Annotated in this window: 15 protein-coding genes; 8 read left to right on the top strand and 7 right to left on the bottom strand. The window is 73.8% G+C overall.

The features are described from left to right. Positions 1-52 precede the first annotated feature (52 nt). Entirely contained in the window at positions 53-667 is a 615-nt protein-coding gene (locus OG373_RS27495; RefSeq protein ID WP_405440980.1) for a winged helix-turn-helix domain-containing protein, read from the top strand. 109 nt (positions 668-776) lie between these two features. Here OG373_RS27495 and OG373_RS27490 read toward each other — a convergent pair whose 3' ends face one another. After that, on the bottom strand, positions 777-2,222 hold the full coding sequence (locus OG373_RS27490) for a PepSY-associated TM helix domain-containing protein (protein WP_405440978.1): 1,446 nt from the start codon (positions 2,220-2,222) through the stop codon (positions 777-779). Between the two features lie 63 nt (positions 2,223-2,285). Next, a complete protein-coding gene (locus OG373_RS27485) occupies positions 2,286-2,981 on the bottom strand; it encodes a hypothetical protein (RefSeq protein WP_405440976.1) in 696 nt (231 codons plus the stop codon). A gap of 84 nt (positions 2,982-3,065) precedes the next feature. On the opposite strand from OG373_RS27485, the gene OG373_RS27480 reads away from it, so the two are divergent. The 3 genes from OG373_RS27480 to OG373_RS27470 all read left to right on the top strand — a co-directional run bounded on the left by OG373_RS27480 (position 3,066) and on the right by OG373_RS27470 (position 6,568). Beyond that, the gene (locus OG373_RS27480) at positions 3,066-3,653 is read left to right on the top strand and encodes a rhomboid-like protein (RefSeq protein WP_405440974.1); all 588 of its coding nucleotides are present in this window, start codon (positions 3,066-3,068) and stop codon (positions 3,651-3,653) included. A 38-nt stretch (positions 3,654-3,691) separates the two neighbouring features. After that, positions 3,692-4,486, top strand: coding sequence for a tyrosine-protein phosphatase (locus tag OG373_RS27475; protein ID WP_405440972.1), 795 nt, complete (start codon positions 3,692-3,694; stop codon positions 4,484-4,486). A 141-nt stretch (positions 4,487-4,627) separates the two neighbouring features. Beyond that, positions 4,628-6,568 (top strand): hypothetical protein, encoded by a 1,941-nt coding sequence (locus OG373_RS27470; RefSeq protein ID WP_405440970.1) that lies wholly within the window; start codon positions 4,628-4,630, stop codon positions 6,566-6,568. A 55-nt stretch (positions 6,569-6,623) separates the two neighbouring features. Here OG373_RS27470 and OG373_RS27465 read toward each other — a convergent pair whose 3' ends face one another. From OG373_RS27465 to OG373_RS27445, 5 genes are all read right to left on the bottom strand, one after another. Then, positions 6,624-7,613 carry a hypothetical protein gene (locus OG373_RS27465; RefSeq protein WP_405440969.1) on the bottom strand — a complete coding sequence of 330 codons (990 nt, stop codon included), beginning with the start codon at positions 7,611-7,613 and terminating at the stop codon, positions 6,624-6,626. After that, positions 7,613-8,602 carry a hypothetical protein gene (locus OG373_RS27460; RefSeq protein ID WP_405440967.1) on the bottom strand — a complete coding sequence of 330 codons (990 nt, stop codon included), beginning with the start codon at positions 8,600-8,602 and terminating at the stop codon, positions 7,613-7,615. The genes OG373_RS27465 and OG373_RS27460 overlap by 1 nt, the downstream gene beginning before the upstream one ends. Then, positions 8,592-9,602 (bottom strand): ABC transporter ATP-binding protein, encoded by a 1,011-nt coding sequence (locus OG373_RS27455; protein ID WP_405440965.1) that lies wholly within the window; start codon positions 9,600-9,602, stop codon positions 8,592-8,594. Before OG373_RS27455 ends, OG373_RS27460 begins: the two co-directional genes overlap by 11 nt. Positions 9,603-9,604: 2 nt before the next feature. Beyond that, a complete protein-coding gene (locus OG373_RS27450) occupies positions 9,605-10,138 on the bottom strand; it encodes a septum formation family protein (RefSeq protein ID WP_405440963.1) in 534 nt (177 codons plus the stop codon). A gap of 92 nt (positions 10,139-10,230) precedes the next feature. Continuing rightward, positions 10,231-10,503: a hypothetical protein gene (locus tag OG373_RS27445; RefSeq protein ID WP_405440961.1), complete on the bottom strand. Its 273-nt coding sequence runs from the start codon at positions 10,501-10,503 to the stop codon at positions 10,231-10,233. 483 nt (positions 10,504-10,986) lie between these two features. Here OG373_RS27445 and OG373_RS27440 point away from each other — a divergent pair, with 483 nt between their 5' ends. The 4 genes from OG373_RS27440 (at position 10,987) to OG373_RS27425 (ending at position 15,341) form a co-directional block, all read left to right on the top strand. Continuing rightward, a complete protein-coding gene (locus OG373_RS27440; protein ID WP_405440960.1) occupies positions 10,987-12,411 on the top strand; it encodes a hypothetical protein in 1,425 nt (474 codons plus the stop codon). 138 nt (positions 12,412-12,549) lie between these two features. Continuing rightward, positions 12,550-13,446: a metal-dependent hydrolase gene (locus tag OG373_RS27435; RefSeq protein ID WP_405440958.1), complete on the top strand. Its 897-nt coding sequence runs from the start codon at positions 12,550-12,552 to the stop codon at positions 13,444-13,446. Next, positions 13,443-14,489, top strand: coding sequence for a PDR/VanB family oxidoreductase (locus OG373_RS27430; protein WP_405440956.1), 1,047 nt, complete (start codon positions 13,443-13,445; stop codon positions 14,487-14,489). Before OG373_RS27435 ends, OG373_RS27430 begins: the two co-directional genes overlap by 4 nt. 39 nt (positions 14,490-14,528) lie before the next feature. After that, complete coding sequence (locus OG373_RS27425) at positions 14,529-15,341, top strand: TetR/AcrR family transcriptional regulator (RefSeq protein ID WP_405440955.1); 813 nt, start codon at positions 14,529-14,531, stop codon at positions 15,339-15,341. Position 15,342: the final 1 nt, after the last annotated feature.

Genomic DNA, 15,342 nt, shown 5'->3' with positions numbered 1-15,342 from the left:
CGACGTACGCACGTCTCCCTGCCGACCACTCGCGTGAAAGAGCTGACCACTCATGGCGAACACCCGCTCCCTCTCCTCCGCCGCCTCCGCTGCGACCGCTTCCCTGACCTATCCGCCCAGTCCGCGCCACCGGCTCCGTTCCGTTGACCGAGACGAAGTGGCCCGGGTCGTGGACCTCCTGCCGCCGGGCGCCACCTGGCTGCCCGCGCCCCAGCACACCCTCCCGACGCTGCCGGGCCAGCCGCCGATGATCGGCTACCTGGTCCTCGTACCGGCCGACCAGCAGCCGCCGGTCGCCTTCGCCCCGCAGGCCGTGGCCGCCGCCGTCCAGGCGGCTCCCGCCGGCCGGGTCGCGGACCGGGCTCCGGCCGCGGCCGGGCCGGGTGACGGCCTGGTCCGCATCGACTCCGCGCAGCGCACCGCCGAGGTCGACGGCCGGGTGCTCGACCTGACGTACCTCGAGTTCGAGCTGCTGGCCCACCTCGTGCAGCACCCGCACCGGGTGCACAGCCGGGACCAGCTGGTCACCACGGTCTGGGGCTACGGCCACGTCGGCGACGGCCGGACCGTGGACGTCCACATCGCCCGGCTGCGCCGCAAGCTGGGCGCGTCCCACCGCTCCGCCATCCAGACGGTGCGCCGCGTAGGTTACAAGTACGCCCCCTGAGCGGCCCGTTGACCCGGGACGACGGTGGGCCCGTACTCCCCTGGGGGAGTACGGGCCCACCGCGTTCGTGACGATCAGCGCCTACCGCCTACCGCCCAACGGCCAACGGCTACGCCGCCGCGGCCCGGCGGCGGCTCGCGACGAAGCCCAGCAGGACGTCGACCACGAGGAAGACGAGCAGGCTGATCCCGAGCAGCGGGATGAACCAGCCGATGACGGCGGTCACCGCGGCCAGCGGCAGCAGCACGGTCACCGGGAGCCTGCGCCAGGCGCCGCGCGGCTGCGCACGGCCGACGGACAGCCGGCGTTCCTTGGTCGGCCGGCGCAGCCACCACATCCGGTAGCCCCAGAAGACGAGGAACATCACGGCGAGGGCGAGCGCGGCCAGCGCGAGCTGGTTGACGAGCCCGAAGGTCGTGCCCATGTGCAGGTCGATGCCGAAGCGGGTCATCTTGGCGAGCAGCGGATAGTCCGCGAAGCGCAGTTCGTCCATCACCCGGGCGTCCGCGGGGTCGACGGAGACCGCGTCCAGGTGCACCGGCACCAGCTTGTCCTGCTCCTTGACGACGTACCCCTTGCCCTTGGCGGGCAGGGTCACGCGGAGCGCCTCGGTGACCCCGGCGGCGCGGGCGGCGTCCACGGCCCGGTCGATGCCGACGTCGGTGGTGGGTGCGGGCGGCGGGGCCATCGGCGTGCCGTCGGGCATGGTGTGCCCGGCGTGCTCGTCGGAGCCGGAGTCCGCGCCTGCGGCCAGGTTGGCGGAGACGGTGGGGGTGGCCCCGCCGAGGCTGTCCTGGAGCTGCCCGATGTTCTCGCCGGCGTACTTCGACCAGGTCAGGCCGGTGGCGGAGAGTACGACGAGTCCGGCGACGGCCCACAGGCCGACGGTTCCGTGCCAGGAGAGGGTGCGGCGGCGCCCGGTGGCCTTGCGGTCCGGGAGGATCAGCTGCGACCTGCGCTTACGGCGCCGGCCGAGCCACAGGGCGAGTCCGCCGAGCGCGACCACCCACATCCAGCTGGCGGCGAGCTCGCTGTAGTTCCGGCCGAACTCGCCGAGCTGGAGGCTGGAGTGGAACTCGCTCAGCCAGGCCCGCAGCGGCAGCGCGTCGCCGACGGTGGCGAGCTGTCCGCGCACCTCGGCCGTATACGGGTCGACGAAGACGGTGAGGGTCTCGCCCTCGGGGAGGCCCGGGCTCTCCATGATCACCCGGGTGGTGGCCTCGGCGTCGGGGGCGGGCCACACGGACACGACCTCGCCCTCGGGGGCGGCGCCCTTGGCGGCGTCGACCTGAGCGCTGAGCGGCAGGACGCTGTCGCCGACGCGGGCGACGGTCAGTTCGTCGGAGTAGATGATCGCCTCGGCCTGCCAGGAGGCGGCGTAGAGCAGCCCGGTGGCGGCGGCGAGGAAGAGCAGCGGGGCGATGAGCAGGCCGGCGTAGAAGTGCAGGCGCAGGAGCAGCGGCCGTACGGCGGCCCAGTTGCCGCCCCGGTTCGTGGCCTTCTCGGCCGGTTCGACGTCCTGGGTGTGGACGTCTTGAGCCTCGTCAAGAGACATGGGGATCCTCAGTGTTGGCGAAGACATGGGGAGTCGGCCCCAGGTCTCGCCGCGACGCCGGGATCAGGCGTGGGCGGGCCGGCCGGGGGCCGTGACGCGCGGGAGCGGAAGGCGTCCGGGTGGCCCGCGGCGCACCACGGCATGGGCGTGGACGGCTCCGCGCAGGCGGCGCGGCCGTTCGTACGGGGTGGGGTGGACGGGCGGGGCCGGTACGGCGGCCGCCCGGGTCCGGACCAGGGCGAGCGCGCGGGCGAGCGGCCGGGCCGCGTGCAGCGCGGCGGTGGCCAGGACGCGGGCCAGGCGGAAGACGGCGGCCTCGCCGCGCGCGAGCCAGGCGGCGCAGAGCAGCCCGGCGAGCACGTGTGCGGCGATCATGCCGGCGCCGCCGTGTGCGGCCATGCCTGCCAGGCCCGCCATGTCGGCCGTGCCGGGGGTCTCGGCGGCCATGGCGCCCGCCTCCGCGGCGGGCATCCGGTGGTGCCCGTACACCGGGCCGGGGACGGGAGCGGCGTGGTGCTTCGCGGCCGCCCCGCTCCCCGAGAAGACGAGGTGCAGCACGCCCTGGACGCCGAGCACTGCGGTGGTGATGCCGAGGGGGCCCCGGCGCCGTCCGGCGGCGAGCCAGGCGAGCCCGGAGGTCACCCCGAAGGCACCCAGAAGGCCGAAGAGGGGTATGTCCGTGCCGGACATGTACGCATGCCCGATCGCGCCCAGGGCAACACACATGGCCGCGAAGGTCGCGGCTCGCGTGGCGCGCATCGGCGCGAATGATTCGAACATGGCCGGGACATGTTCGCACGGGGCCCCTCGGGTTCCGCCAGAGGCTTATCCGATCATGAGTGGATGAACCCAATTCCATGGGGAGCGGTGTACGCCGGCGGGGTCCAGCTCGGGGCGTACGCACTGGAGCGCTCCGGACCGGCCGAGCGGGAGCGGCTGCTCCGCGACTGCTCCACGAATGTCGACAATCTCGCCGCCGGGCGCTGGGAGACGCTGCTGAGCAGTGCTCTCGTCGTCGAGGAACCGATGCCCCTGCCCTACGCCCTGCTGCTGGTCGCGGTGCTCGGCTACGCCGAATACGCGTACGGGGCCTGGTGGGCGGCCGCGGTGTTCCTGTTCGGGCACGCCACGGCGACCCTCATCGTGTACGGGGCCCTGCGCAGGACGGCCGATCCGGGGACCCGGCGTGCGCTGGACGTGGGGACGAGCTACGGGTTCAACGCCGTGCTCGGCGCCCTCACCTCGGCCCTGCCGCGCGGGCCGGTCCGCACGGCCGCCCGGGTGGGCCTGCTGGCCCTGGCGGCGGCGCCGGTGGTCCGGCGCGGCCGGACCTTCACGGACGTCGGACACCTGGCCGCGCTCGGGATGGGCGTCGGGGTCTCCCTGGCCCTCGATTGTCTTTCCGGGATGAAACATCCGAAAATTACATGAACCGACCATCACCGTATGACCTCGCTGGAGCCGCCACGATGACCGCCACCCCGTCCACCACCGTCGCCAACCTCCGCGACCTCGGCGGCACCCCGCTCCCCGGCGGCCGCACCGTCCGCCCCGGCCTGCTCCTGCGCTCCGGCCAGCTCGACCGGCTCGACCTCGACGCCGACCCGGTGGTGGCCGCGCTCGGCCTGCGTACCGTCATCGACTTCCGGACCGACACCGAGCGCGCCGACCACCCCGACCGGATACCCGCCGGGGCCCGGCTCCTGGTGGGCGATGTCCTCGCCGACAAGCTGAACTCCGCCAGGATGCCCGCCGCGGTGCAGCTCAAGGACCTGCTGTCCGACCCGGCCGTGGCCGAGGAGCACCTGGGCGGCGGCCGGGCGCAGGCGCTCTTCGCCGACACGTACCGGTCCTTCGTGAACACCGGCTCCGCGCAGGCCGCGTACCGGATGCTGCTCACCGAGGCCGCCGACGCCGACTCGGGCCCGCTGCTGTTCCACTGCACGGCCGGCAAGGACCGTACCGGCTGGGGCGCGACGGTCGTCCTGGCACTGCTGGGCGCGGACGACGCCACGCTGATGGCCGAGTACTTGTCCGTCAATCCGGCGGTCAAGCAGGCCTTCGCCCCGATGATCGAGGGTTTCACGGCGGCCGGCGGCGACCCGGACATCGCGCTCGCGCTGATCGGGGTCTTCCCCTCCTACCTGCAGGCGGCGCTGGACGAGGTCGAAACCCGGTACGGCTCCATGGAGAAGTACGTGCGCGAGGGGCTCGGCGTCGCCGACGAGACGGTCGAGGCGCTGCGCGCCCGTTTGGTGGCCTGAGCCCACAACGGGTCCGGTCCCGCCCCGGGTCCGGTCCCGCACCCGGTCCGGTCCGGCACCGGGAGGACCGGGGGGCCGGGGACCGGTGACCGGGGGACCGGTGACCGGTGACCATCCGACGATTCGCTCGTTCTGCTGAACGTGACTGCGCCGGATACCGCCACCCGCCCCATTCCCCCCGTGTCTCCCGTGCCGCCGGACGTCGAGCAGGCCGAAGCCGCCATCGTCGAGCACTACCCCCGGCTGGTGCGGCTCGCCTATCTGGTGCTGCCGCCCGCACTCGGCCGCAACCGGCGGGTGCTCACCGCCCACTCGCTGGTCCAGCGGGCGCTGCCGCGCGGGCGGCGGGACGCGGGGGCGGCCGCGGCCGCCGTGCAGGGCGGGGTTCCGGGGCAGCGGGGCGGCGCGGACGACTCCGGGTACACCTACGTCCGGCTGCGGGTGCTGCGTGCCGCCCTGGAGGCGGGGATCCCGCTGAGCTTCCGGGCACTGCCCCGGCGGGCGCAGCTCCCGCCGGTGCTCCCCCAGGTGTGGGGGCTGCGACTGTTCCCGCGCTCGGGCGGGGCCGAGGAGCTCGCCCTCGACCAGTGGCTGGCCACCCTCGACGGGCCGGGGCGGGCCGCCTGCGTACTGCGGGCGCTGGAGCGGCTGCCCGAACCGGAGGTGCTCCGGGTGCTCGACGAGGCCGGGGTCCCGGAGCCGGCCGCCGCAGTCGCGGAGTCCGGGGATCCGGCGAACGACGCCCTGTTCACCTCCCCCGAGTTCGACCCGTGCGTGCTCCAGGCCCGGCCCACCGACCTGCTGCGGCGGCGCCGCCTCGGGCGGGCCGCGCTGGCCGCCGGGGCCGCCCTCGCGATCTGCGGGGCGCTGCTCGCGCTGCCGGGCGGGGGCTGGGGCTCCGACGGGGCCGCCGCTCCGCTGTACGCGCGCAACGCCGTGGCCGAGCAGGCCCTGGATCCCGGGAAGCTGGTCCGGGCCGCGCCCACCCTCTGGCGCACGTCCTCCCGTACGGACTTCTCCACCTGGCCCGCCCGCGGTGACCGCGCCGCCGACACGGAGCTGCTGCGCCGGGCACTGGCCGTCTGGGCCCGGCCCGGCCCGTCGGTGGTCACCTCGGCGACCCCGGGCACGCCCGCCGGGCCGCCGATGGGACCGGCGCAGCTGCTGTTCGCGGGCGCCGTGGACCAGGCCGTCGTGGTCCTGATGTACGACGGCCTGCGCGTGGTCCGCTACGCCGAACCGCGGACCGGGGCCGTGGGCGCCGCCCTCGACTTCGCCCGCACCGACGGCGCCTCGGCGGACACCGCGACCGCGCTGGTGCTCAGCCGGGTCGACGGCAACGTCCGCTATCTCACCGCGCCCTGGGTGACCGGCGCCGCCCTGCGGGACCTGCTCAAGCCGGCCGTCCCGGCGGTGGTGCTGAAGTCGACCCCGGACGGGGTGACCCCGCCGGTGGCGGGCCCCGCTCCGGCGGGCAGCTGTACGGGCTGGAACGCGCTGGCCCTGACGGGCGACGGCGCCACCCGGCTGATCACCGACCTCGGTGAACTGACCCCGGCCCGGCTGACGTCGGGCGCGCCGGGTGCGGAGCGCGATGTGACGGAGGCCGCGGAGCTCGGGGACTGGTCGCGGATCGCCTGCCTGCTGCCCGCGGTCCGCTCGCACGGGGTCCGTACGGTCAACGCCTGGACGTACGCGAAGCAGCCGCTGCCGGAGGGCGACGGGACGGCGGCCTGGCTCTGCACGCGGGCCGAGACCTGGCAGGGCGCGGCGGACCGGGTGCAGGCGCAGTTCCTGGCCCCGGGCGCCCCGATGGCGGCGCAGGCGGCCCGGTCGGAGGGGTCCGCGGCGTGCGGACCGCGCGAGCCGCGGGTACTGGCGGGCGTGCTGTGGAAGTCGCGGGCCGGCCAGTGGTACGTACTGGCGGCGGGCAGCGCCCAGTTCGCCTCGCTGTCGGTGTCGGGCGGCGGGGTGAACGGCTCGGCGAACGGCAACCGGCTGGCGGTGAAGGCGCAGGCGGGCGCCCAGGTGGACCTGTCGGGCAAGCTGACGGACGGAACGAAGGCAGGCGTACTGCGCTGACAGCCCCGGGGCGCACCGGGGTGCACCCCGATCGCCACCCCCGGCCCCCGGGCGCTCAGCCGATGTCGGTGCGGGTGAATCGCCACAGGGCGGCCGCGGCGACGGGGAGCAGGTAGCAGGCCAGGGCCAGGAAGGCGTGGGTCGCGGGGGTCCCTTCGCGCATCGCGGCACAGGCGATCTCACCGACGCACTCGGTCTTGTCGTTGAGCATCAGGAGCCGTTCGTTGAGGACGGCGAAGGTGATGCCGGAGAAGTGGTACTCCGTCAGTGAGGGGACGTAGTCCCGGACGAGCCGTTCGGCGACGACGAGGTAGGCCAGGGCGATCCCGAACGCCACGGTCAGGCTGCGGGTCAGCATGGCCAGGCAGTAGCCGAGCAGGGCCACCAGGGCGACGAAGAGGGCGCCTCTGAGCACGATGGTGGTCAGTACGGTCCAGAAGTGCGCGTCGGCGTCGGCCGTGGTGCCCCGCAGGTGGGCGGTGACCAGGAGCAGCGGGACCAGGACGACCGAGGTGGCCAGGGCGGTCACCGCGGCGACGGCGGCGACGAGAACACCGCGGGTGACGAACAGCCGGGCCCGGCGGGGCTCGGCCGCGACCAGGTTGAGGATGACCCGGGAGGCCCAGTCCGTGCCTCCGCTGACGAGGCCGAAGGCCAGGGCGGCCACCGCGACCCCGGACAGTACGGTCCGCAGGTCCACGAACGACGCCTTGGTCAGCTGGTAGCGCGGATCGTCGAAGAAGTACTGCGCCGACAGGGGCCCGGCGGTGCCCGGCCGCCGGGCCGCCTCCGCGGTGTACTGCCGGTAGGCCGCCTCCGCCTCGCGCCACGCGGTGGCCATGTCGGTGTTGTGGCCGAGGTACGCGGCGAGCGCGAACGCGCCGAGGAGCAGCGGCAGGGCGTACAGGGCCCGGCGCACCGGCTTGGGGCTGAGGATCCTGCGCAGTTCGGAGCGGGCGAGCCGGCGCAGGGGCAGGGGGCTGGAGCGGTCCGCGCGGGGGCCGGGGGCCGCGGGACCGGCCGGGGGTGCGACTGCCGTCGTCATCAGGTGATGTCCGTTCGGGTGAAGCGCCACAGGGCCACCAGCAGCACGGGTACGAGATAGATCAGCACGCCGAGGAACCCGTCCGCGGCGGTGAGGTCGACGTGGACGGCCTCGCAGCCGGGGCCGGCGATGCACTCGGACTGGGCCATGGGGATGACGGGCTTCTCGTTGAGCACGGCGAAGACCAGCCCGTCCATGGCGTACTCGGCGCCCCGTGGCCCCCGGCCGGCGAAGATCCGGTCCGAACCGGCCAGGTAGAGGAACCCGATGGCGAGCGCCACGGACGCCCTGCGCGTCAGCATGGCCAGCCCGTAGCCGAGCAGGCAGAGCAGTCCCACCAGGAGCACGCCCCGCGCGTACTGGCTGGCGAGCGCGGCCCAGTAGACGCCGTCGAGGCCGGCCGCGCTCCCTCGGGTGAACGCCGCGAGCAGGAGCAGGGGAACGAGGAGCAGTCCGGCGGCCGCGGTCGCGGCCATCGACAGGGCGGCGACGAGCAGGGCCCGGGTGGCGAAGAGCCTGAACCGGCGTGGCTCGGCGGCCGCGAGGGTGAGCATGACGCGCGAGGACCAGTCGGCCCCGCCCGCGACCATGCCGAAGACCACGGCCGCGGCGGCCAGGGCGGTGACGACGGTGCGCAGGTCGCCGAAGGACAGGGTGTCCATGAGGTAGCGCGGGTCGCGGAAGTAGTTCCTCGCGCTGAGGCCGGAGCCGACGGGCAGCCCGTAGGTCTGGGCGTCGGCGAGGAAGGTGGCGTACCGGTCCTCGGCCGAACGCCAGGCGGCGGCGGTGTCACGGTCGTGGAGCAGCAGTTTGGAGAGGCCGAACGCGACGATCGCCAGGGGCAGGCCGATCCCGGCGTACCGCATGGCGCGCGGCGCCCTCAGGCGCAGCAGTTCGGCCCGGGCGAGCCGGCGCCAGGGAAGCGGCTCGCCGTCCGCGCGGGCCGGGGCCGGGGCCGGCGGCGGGGCGACGGCCCGGTCAGATGCCATGCCGCGGCTCCTGGCGCGCCGTGGCCGTGGCCGCGTCCGCCGCGCGGACGGCGGCGACGTAGATGTCCTCGAGCGACGCCGACTCGACGACCAGTTCGCGCGGGTAGACGTCCCGGTCGGTAAGCAGCCTGAGGACGTCCGAGCCGTCGGAAGGGGTCGGGCCGGTGGCGAGCGGCTCGACCTGGAGCTCGGCGCCGGCGGGACCAACGGCGGGGACGGCCGTGTACCCGTGGTCCGTCAGGACGGACCGGGCGGTCACCGCGTCGTGGACCCGTACGACCAGGCGTGACGTGCCCCGGGCGAGCAGTTCGGGAACGCTCGCGTCGCAGATGACCCGACCGTTTCGGACGATCGTGACCCAGTCGCTGACGAGTTCCACCTCGGAGAGGATGTGCGAGGAGACGACGACGGTCATGCCCCGCTCGTCCCGGAGCCGCTTCAGCAGCTCGCGCATGTGCCGGACGGCCTCGGGGTCCAGGCCGTTCATCGGTTCGTCCAGGACCAGGAGATCGGGGCGGGAGATCAGCGCGGCCGCGACGCCGAGCCGCTGCTTCATGCCGAGCGAGTATCCGGAGTACGAGCGGTGGGCGGCCCCGTCCAGGCCGACCAGTTCGAGCACGTCGGCGACCTCGCCGCGGCGGGCGCCGTGCAGTTCGCCGAGGAGGCGCAGGTTGTGTTCGCCGGTGAGCGAGCCGGTGAAGGCCGGTCCCTCGATGAGGGCTCCCATCCGGCGGGCGACGAACCGCTGGTCGGCCGGCAGTTCCCGGCCGAAGGCGGTGATCGTTCCCCGGTCGGGGCGGACGAGGCCGAGGAGCGCCTTGAGTGCCGTGGTCTTGCCCGATCCGTTGGGCCCCAGCAGTCCGACGACGGCGCCGCGCGGGACGGACATGGAGAATCCGTCGAGAGCGACCTGGCGCCGCCCGCGCGAGGTCCGGAACGACTTGAACACCTGGTCGAAGCGGACCAGGATTTCCGGCGCACCGCCCTCGGTCCCGGTCACGCTCACCCCTGGCCGCCGGACTGGGCGAGGGTGTCGGACCTGGGGGTGGCGTAGGCGATTCCGCAGTGTCCGAGCCGGTTGCCGGCTTCCCAGGACTTCTTGTTCATGGGGGCCAGGTAGAGGCTGATGAGCTCGCCCCGTTGGGAGCCGATCATCGGTGCGAGTTTCGGCTCGCAGGCGGTGCGCATGCGGTCCATCACGCCGCGGTCGCCGGGGAACTGGGCGGCCGCGTCGTCCGGCAGCGTCACCTGGGAGACGACCTCGAAGAAGTGCGGGGTCCCGCAGTCCACGGTGCCGACGGTCCGGTCGGACTCCACGTCGCCCCGATGGTTGGAACACATGCCGACCTTCAGGTCCTTGAAGGCGACCTGGGTGCCCTGGGGCAGGTCCTTGAAGGGGTCCGACGGCGGCGGCCCGGAGGGCTGCCCGGCGTCCGGGGTGGCCCCGGCGGGCTTGTCCGAGGTGGTGGCGCAGCCTGCCAGCGTCAGGACGCCGAGGACCGCCGTCGCCAGTAAGAGAGTGGGGGATCGACGCATGCTTGACTCGCCTTCGGTCGTGCGGGAACCCACCGCCCCTGTGCAGGGGATTGCTTCTGCACAGGGGACAGTGGGTCAGTCAACAAACGGAATCAGCAGGCACGCGTACCGTAGTACGAGTCCTTCGTGTCGCCATCATCCCCGCCGTTGTTGTCGGCGTACCAGTCCACCAGGCCGTTGGCGTAGGCGCCGACGTAGTGGTTTCCGGTGCGGTGGCTGTGGCCGGAGGCCCAACTGCCGGGCTCAGCACCGGGGTTGCCGTTGATGTAGACCGTGCTCCAGTCGCACCGGGTGTCGGCCTGAGCCACTGTTGCGCCTCCGCCGACCATCACCAGGCCGCCCAGCACCGCTGCTGCAGCCCCCATGGCACCGATGCGTCGAATGCTCTTCACAGTCCCGCCCCCTCATCGATTCGTGTTGCGTTGGCGATTTGCTTGATCAGCCTTCACGACCCCCTTCAGGAAGGTCAACTACGTTTGGCGGGCTGACCTGAAGTCAGCCATGCCGCACACCGGGAGACGCTTTGCGCACCGCAGGCACCCCGCGCTCGCCCTGCGTCACAGGCCCCTCATCCATGCAGATGGCACGTGCACGCACCCGCCTCCCGGGCGCCACGCTCAGTAAAGGGAGCGGAAAGGGACAACAAACATTCCGCTAAGCACCGACGCCAAGTTGGCGGGAACGCACCGCGGGGTCGCCCGACAGGCTGATGAAGATTCAACTTACTGCGCCTGTCGGCCAGTTGGCGGGATCCGGACATGACGGTCGCAGGGGACACATGGCATGATCGGGTTCCGGTTACCTGTTGGTAACCCCAACACCCCTCCCCCACCCGAAGGTCACCCCACGTGCGCACGCTCGCCCGACGAGTCCTCATACCCGGCCTGACCGCCCTCGCTCTCGCCGCCACCGGCTGCTCCTCGACCCCCCACGCCGGCGCCGCCGACCCGGCCGCCCCCGTCACCCTCGGCCCCTCCGCCGACGGCACCTCGCAGCAGCTCGACGTGGCCGCCGCCCCGCAGGGGACGCCGACCCCGGCGGCCGTGGCCCGCGCCGACGGCAAGGGCCGGACCGAGAAGTCCACCCTGAAGGTCGCCTCCTACGACAAGGCCAGCGGCCGGGCCGTGATCGCCAAGGCCCCGCAGGGATCCGGCAGTTCGCCCGCGCCCGGCAAGTCGCCCGGCAAGGCGCCGAGCGCGTCGCCCGAGGCCGACAAGCCCGTCGCGGTCGGCGACGTCATCGCCAGCGCACCGGCCCCCGGGGCCCCGGCCGGGCTGCTCGCCAAGGTCACCGAGGTCGTCGGCAAGACCGACAAGGGCACCGAGGTCAAGACCGCGTCCACCACGCTCGCCGCCGTCCTGGGTGACGACAAGGCCGACGGCAAGGTCCCCGTCGACCCGTCGGCGGTCACCGTCGAGCCCCTGATGAAGGGCGTCACCTTCTCCTGGGCCAAGGGCCAGGGCCTGACCTTCGGCCCCGAGGGTGCGAAGCTCCCCCTCGGCAACCTGCGGCTCGACGTGAACGCCGCCGTCGACACCGCCCCGGGCGCCCCCGCCTCGGCCGGCGCGTCGGTGTCCGGGTTCGTCCAGCTCGCCCCGCAGGTCGAGTTCGCGTACGACGGCAGCCCGGGCGGCGCCCCCGGCCCGCGCGGTGCCTTCCTCGGCATGAGCGGCGACTGGTCCTCGCAGTGGAAGCTCCAGGGCCGCGCCGCCGCGAGCACCGGGGCGCCCAAGCGGATCCCCTTCGCCAAGCTGCACAGCTCGCCGGTCATCCAGGTGGGCCCGGTCCCGGTCGTCGTCAACCTCGACCTGACCTGCTACATCCAGGTGGAGGCCGACGGCAGCGTGACGCTGGAGGTCCAGCAGGACGTCAAGGGCGACTTCAAGATCGGCGGCAGCTACGCCGCGGGCAAGGGCTGGACCCCCGTGAGCGCCTCGAACGTGCAGAGCACGCCGGTCAGGGCCGGCGTCACCGCCGCCGGCCGGGTCAAGGGCGCGCTCGGCGCCGAGGCCTCCGTCGGTCTCTACGGGGCCGTCGGCGTCACCGCGGACTTCGCCCCGTACCTGCGCGGCGAGGCCGACCTCAAGGCGGCCGCGTCCAGTGACGGCAAGGCCTCCGTGAGCGGCGCCTGGGCGCTCTACGGCGGCTTCGACCTGAGCGGGAACCTCCAGCTCCAGCTCTCGCTGTTCGGCACGCCCCTCTTCGAGCGCCGGATCCCGCTGGGCACCCTCAACCGCGAGTGGGCGCTCTCGACCGGCCACGTCGGGCGATAGGCGGCCACGTCGGGCGATAGCCCGCGCGATACAAGACAGCAGCCACTGCCCGGGCGCCGATGCGCCCGGGCAGTGGCATGTCGGAGAAGTCCGCGCAGGGGTCTTCTCCTCCCCCTTACCCGTCAGTACATTGACGCCATGTCTAATACGCCGCTCGCGCCCGCCCCCGTGGCGTCGGAACACGTGGACCTGAGGCCCCGGAACGTGTCCTTCGGCTGGGAGGACACCCCGCTCCACTGGCTGCCCGGCGACCCCTTCGCCGGACACATGATCAATGTGCTGCACCTGCTGCTCCCCGCCGGAGAGCGCTGGTTCGTGCACGTCTACAAGCAGGCGCTCCCGTACATCGAGGACGAGCGGCTGCGGGAGGACGTGGTCGGCTTCATCGGCCAGGAGGCCATGCACGCCACCGCGCACGACGACGTACTCCCCCACCTGAAGCGGCTGGGACTGGACCCCACCCCGTACACCGCGCAGGTCGACTGGCTGTTCGAGAAGCTGCTCGGCGACCGGACCCTGCCGCCCGGCCGGGCCCGCCACTGGTGGCTGATGGAACGGGTCGCGATGATCGCCGCGATCGAGCACTACACGGCCTTCCTCGGCGACTGGGTCCTCAACGCCGACGCACTCGACCGGCGCGGCGCCGACCCCACCATGCTGGACCTGCTGCGCTGGCACGGCGCGGAGGAGGTCGAGCACCGCTCGGTGGCCTTCGACCTCTTCATGCACGTGGACGGCAACTACCGCCGCCGGGCCCGGACCTGGGCGACCGCCTTCTCGGCACTGGTCTTCCTGTGGCAGCGCGGCGTCCGCTTCTTCATGGAGAACGACCCGCACCTGGTGGAGGGCAGGGCCTCCTTCGGGCAGTTCTTCCTGGCCGGGCAGCAGGGGGTGCTCCCGTCGACCGGGGCCATGCTGAAGTCCATCCCGAAGTACCTCTCCCGCACCTACCACCCCTCGCAGGAGGGCTCGACGGCCCAGGCGGTGGCCTACCTCGCCGCGTCCCCGGGTGCGAACGGCGGGGTGCGGGCATGAGGCGCGCCCTCGCGGTCACGGCCGTCGCGGGCGCGACCTGGGTGACCCGGCGGGCCCTGCGCCGCCGCATCGGGCGGTCCCCGCTCTGGCCGCTGCCGGCCCTGGAGACCCCGGTCTCGGGCCACTCCCCGCGCCGAGCGCTGCGCGCGCTGATCGTCTCCCGTACGGAGCCGGCGCAGGGCGTGCTGCAACTGACCCTGGAGTCACCGGACCTCCCGGCGTGGACCCCGGGCGCGCACGTGGACGTGACCCTGCCCTCGGGCCTGGTCCGCCAGTACTCGCTGTGCGGCGACCCGGCGGACGGCGGCCGGTACACCATCGCGATCCGGCTGATCGAGGACGGCCGGGGCGGCTCCCGCGAGGCGCACGCGCAGCTGGTCGAGGGCGCCGAGCTGGAGCTGCGCCCGCCGCGCAACCGCTTCGAGCTGGTCCCGGCGGCCTCGTACGTCTTCGTCGCGGGCGGCATCGGCATCACGCCGATCCTGCCGATGCTGCGGGCCGCGACGGCGGCGGACGCCGACTGGACCCTCCTCTACGGGGGACGCTCGCGCGCCGCGATGCCCTTCCTCGCCGACCTCGCGCCCTACGGCGACCGGGTGTCGGTCCTCGCCGAGGACGAGACGGGCCTGCCCGACCTGGCCCCGGTGGCCGCCGCCGGGCCCGGCACGCCGGTCTACTGCTGCGGCCCGGAGCCGCTGATGGCGGCCGTCACCGCGACCGCCGCGGATCCGGCGGCGGTGCACCTGGAGCGGTTCGCCCCGGCGGCGGAGCCCGGCCCCGGCAGGGCCTTCACGGTCGAACTGCGCCGCTCGGGACGGGCCGTCGAGGTGGCCGCGGACGAAAGCACGCTGGCCGCGGTGCGCCGGGAGCTGCCGGACACCCCGTACTCCTGCGAGCAGGGGTTCTGCGGGACCTGCCAACACCGGGTCCTGGCGGGCGCGGTGGACCACCGCGACGAGCTGCTCACCGACCAGGAGCGCGAGGACTCGATGCTGCTGTGCGTCTCGCGCGCGGAGGGGGACCGCCTCGTCCTGGACCTCTGAGTCCCGGACCTGTGAACGCGCCCCAGTAGGGTGTTCCGCATGACAACCGGGGTGCGACGCAGAATGGGTGTCGAGGAGCGGCGGCAGCAGCTGATCGGGGTTGCCCTGGAGCTGTTCAGCCACCGCTCGCCCGACGATGTGTCGATCGACGAGATCGCGGCGGCCGCGGGGATATCCCGGCCGCTCGTCTACCACTACTTTCCGGGCAAGCTGAGCCTGTACGAGGCCGCGCTGCGGCGGGCCGCCGACGAGCTGGCGCTGCGGTTCGTGGAGCCGCGGGAAGGGCCGCTCGGGGCGCGGCTGCTGCGGGTGATGGGGCGGTTCTTCGATTTCGTCGACGACCACGGGCCGGGCTTCTCGGCGCTGATGCGCGGCGGTCCGGCCGTCGGCAGCAGCCGGACGAACGCGATGATCGGCGAGGTCCGGCAGGCGGCGTACGAGCAGATCCTCACGCACCTGGGGCTGGGGCTGGAACACATTCCCGCCCGCATGGAGCTCGTGGTGCGGTCCTGGGTGTCGCTCGCCGAGTCCACCGCGCTGATCTGGCTGGAGGGGCGGCGGATCCCGCGGGGCGAGCTGGAGTTGCAGCTGGTGCACGACTTCGCGGCGCTGGCCGCGGTGAGCGCCGCGTACGACGTGGAGATGGCGGGGATCCTCGTACGGATCCTGGCCGACGAGCCCGCCGACGGGCCCTTCGGGGAGCTGGTCGGGCGGCTGGTGTCGCTGGTACCGGGCGAGGCGCCGACCGAGGCGCCGACCGAGGTGGCGGGCGAGGTGGCGGGCGAGGTGGCGGGCGAGGTGGCGGCCGGGATGGCGGTCGGGGCACCCGCCGAGGTGGCGCAGCAGCGTTGAT

It is taken from the genome of Streptomyces avidinii, from assembly GCF_045161815.1.
Classification (GTDB): domain Bacteria; phylum Actinomycetota; class Actinomycetes; order Streptomycetales; family Streptomycetaceae; genus Streptomyces; species Streptomyces avidinii.
Note: the sequence above shows the minus strand (reverse complement) of the source record. Positions and strands in the feature narration are given on the sequence as shown.